Source organism: Terriglobus sp. YAF25, from assembly GCF_052113305.1.
In the GTDB taxonomy this organism is placed as follows: domain Bacteria; phylum Acidobacteriota; class Terriglobia; order Terriglobales; family Acidobacteriaceae; genus Terriglobus.
Genome location: NZ_JBFRCY010000629.1, coordinates 1 through 2,778, shown reverse-complemented (window position 1 = coordinate 2,778; position 2,778 = coordinate 1). Strand labels below are relative to the sequence as shown.

The window sequence follows — 2,778 nt, the reverse complement described above, 5'->3', positions numbered from 1 at the left end:
CATGTCGACTCCGATCATCTTCGCTGTTCAATCTGTCATGAGTTACCTTGCATGGCTGCTTTGCTTCAATACCTACATCCTACCGAAGCTCAAATTGATGGACCGCACCGTTGCACAACGCGCAATTGCTACGTTGCACAGCTTTCGCTTCATCGGGCTCGCTGTGATGATTCCCGGAGTCGTCGGCGCTAACCTGCCTCTGAGCTTGGCTTCGGTCGCCGGCTATTGGGATCTCGTTAGCGGAGTCTTAGCCATCCTTGTGTTGGTTACCGCAGGAATTCGTCCGCTCTTTTGGTTTTTCGTCGTCACCTTCAATCTGGTTGGAATACTTGACCTCATCCTCACCTACTACCACGCGGTCCGGGTCAATCTTCCTTCCATAGCAGGACAGATGGGGGCTGCGTACGCCATCCCAATTCTCTTCGTTCCCTTATTGACTATCACGCATGTCGCCGCACTTTATTTAATGCTGAGCCCACAACGTAAGATGGCTCTCTCAGACGACGGCCTTATGATCGCCTCATAGAGTCGGCTTCCTGCGGCCAGCGCGTTTAGGCGCAGATTTGACTTAATAGATTATGAGCGTACTCTATTGTTATGCGGTACTCCCAAGAACACAAAGCGAAGAACCACGAGAATATCCTTTCGGTAGCTGCCCGTTCCTTCCGTGAGCACGGTGCGGATATCAGCGGCATTGGTACCGTCATGAAAAAGGTTGGCCTTACGAAGGGAGGCTTCTATAGGCATTTTGAGAGCAAAGACGATCTGTTCGTAGAGGCGGTGGCACGGGCATTGCAGGAAATGGGAAATGGCATGGTGGAAGCTGCCGAGTCAGCGCCAGAAGGGCAAGCTCTACGGGCCATGATTGAACGTTATTTGAGTACACATCATGCGAATTCGCCGGGGACAGGTTGTGTCGTCTCCGCCTTAGGGCCCGAGCTCGCACGAAAGCCATTGGCCGTACGAAGAAGGGTCGAGGCATCGTTAGATGCCTATCGAGAACGGTTGTTACCGTTCGTCTCGGGTTCCACGCGAGAAGAAAGACTCGCGAAATGCAGAGTTTTGTTCTCCAGTATGGCCGGAGTGATGATGATGGTTCGAATCACTTCGGATCGTCAGGTGCGCGAGCAGAGATTGAACGAAGCCAGGGCTTTCTTTATAAGGAGCTTCGCCGAATAATTTTTTTTGCCGACATAGAGTACGATCGTCTTCTTTGTCGTTCTACATATCTCCACTGAATTGAAAGGTAAAACGGATGAAACGTATAGTCACTATTCTCACTATTCTTCTCGGAGTGCTGACGACAGCCTCCCTGGCGCAATCGCAGTCAATGACTCCTGCTAGTCTGCCGAGCATAGCCGTTCCTACCACTACCGCTATTCTCGTGATCGAGTCCCCCAAACAGGGCGTCACCTTCCAGCAGGTAATGGCTGTCCTGCCTTTAGAGGTCCGGGCGACCCTCAAACTTTATCTCGATGGGAAGATCCGGGAGTGGTATTCGCGTGGGGATGGCAAAGGAGTCGTCTTCCTGGTCGATGCGAAGAGCGCAGATGAGGCACGGGAAATTATGGAAACACTGCCATTTGCCAAACAAAAGCTTATGGATAGCGAGTACATTCCTGTCGGGCCCCTGATGCCACTGAGAGCTCTGATGAGTCCGAGCGCCCAGCAACAACCTCCTGCGGCCCAGTAGCAGTGCAACGGCAAACGATATAGGAGCTGATCATGATTGCATCAAACAGTTTTCTCCGCGGTGGTGATGGCCTGTTGCACAGCGGCGTCTCTGCCACGATTGCAGCCGCTATCAACTCCGTTCTCGCCGGAGCAGACAGAAGAGATCGTCTTAAAACACCAGGGAAGGGAAAGAGGCGTTACATGAAAGTGGTTGTGTTCGCAGCGCTATTTTTCTTCTCAATATGCACTCGGGCGGCATTTGCGGGCGAGATTAAGCCCTACAATGCCGCTGATTTCAACAAGCTTGCCGCCGAAGGTAAACCTATACTTCTCGATATTCGAGCTGATTGGTGTCCGACTTGCGCTGCACAGGCGCCTGTGATCCGGGACTTGATGGCGCAAAGCAGGTACAAGGACCTGACGATCTTCACGATTAACTTCGACACCGACACGGCGCTCCTGCTTGCCTACCATGTGGCGGTTCAGAGCACGTTGATCGTCTTGAAAGGAAAGCAGGAGGCCGGCCGGTCGGTCGGTGATACAAGCAGGCAAGGCATCGAGCGTCTGCTAAACACGGTGATTCATTGATACGAATTTAACCCGTGAACTTATTCGCTATGAAGCAAACAAAGACGTTCGTTCGACGAGTGTCACTTCTGGGCGCAGTTGTGATGCTTCTTATTCTCTATCTCCTCGTCATTTGTTATCCGCAGCCGTTTTTTCCATACTCTGTTGGCGAGGACAACATTCGCCTGTATTCAACTGTCCCGATACCGCCCAACGCGGGATTCCTTCTGAAAGAAGTGCAAACACGACTTGCAGCATCGCCTGCCTACGACCGCAGCGTTGAACAACGCATCTTTATCTGCGGAAGCGCGGCAGAATTTGCGTTCTTTACGAACTTTGCCGTCAAATCGAGCGGACTTACTTACGTTTACCTCAATCGCAACATCTTCCTGCGGCCGTCCGACATTAGCCAGAACCGCTTGACCAATTATTCAGGGCGCAAGGTGATGGATGATCGGACTCTGGTCTACTACATGTCTCATGAGGTCACACATAGCCTGACCATTTCCTATATCGACGTTCGGAGCTATCACGGCC

5 protein-coding genes are annotated in these 2,778 nt (G+C 52.0%); all 5 read left to right on the top strand.

Features of this window, described 5'->3' with window-relative positions:
- The coding region (locus AB4043_RS21470) for a hypothetical protein (RefSeq protein WP_442298985.1) at nucleotides 1–526 on the top strand (526 nt) is incomplete at its 5' end.
- Between the two features lie 71 nt (nucleotides 527–597).
- Nucleotides 598–1,179 carry a TetR/AcrR family transcriptional regulator gene (locus AB4043_RS21465; RefSeq protein WP_442298986.1) on the top strand — a complete coding sequence of 194 codons (582 nt, stop codon included), beginning with the start codon at nucleotides 598–600 and terminating at the stop codon, nucleotides 1,177–1,179.
- 76 nt (nucleotides 1,180–1,255) lie between these two features.
- A complete protein-coding gene (locus tag AB4043_RS21460) occupies nucleotides 1,256–1,693 on the top strand; it encodes a hypothetical protein (RefSeq protein WP_442298987.1) in 438 nt (145 codons plus the stop codon).
- 32 nt (nucleotides 1,694–1,725) lie between these two features.
- Nucleotides 1,726–2,262 (top strand): thioredoxin family protein, encoded by a 537-nt coding sequence (locus tag AB4043_RS21455; protein ID WP_442298988.1) that lies wholly within the window; start codon nucleotides 1,726–1,728, stop codon nucleotides 2,260–2,262.
- Nucleotides 2,263–2,345: 83 nt separating this feature from the next.
- Nucleotides 2,346–2,778, top strand: a 433-nt coding sequence (locus tag AB4043_RS21450; RefSeq protein WP_442308029.1) for a hypothetical protein, incomplete at its 3' end; no start/stop codon positions are given.

What these genes read in the sequence shown, in the direction of transcription:
- AB4043_RS21455 (WP_442298988.1), top strand. Translation starts at nt 1,726, where the DNA reads ATGATTGCATCAAACAGTTTTCTCCGCGGTGGTGATGGCCTGTTGCAC.
- AB4043_RS21465 (WP_442298986.1), top strand. Translation starts at nt 598, where the DNA reads ATGCGGTACTCCCAAGAACACAAAGCGAAGAACCACGAGAATATCCTT.
- AB4043_RS21460 (WP_442298987.1), top strand. Translation starts at nt 1,256, where the DNA reads ATGAAACGTATAGTCACTATTCTCACTATTCTTCTCGGAGTGCTGACG.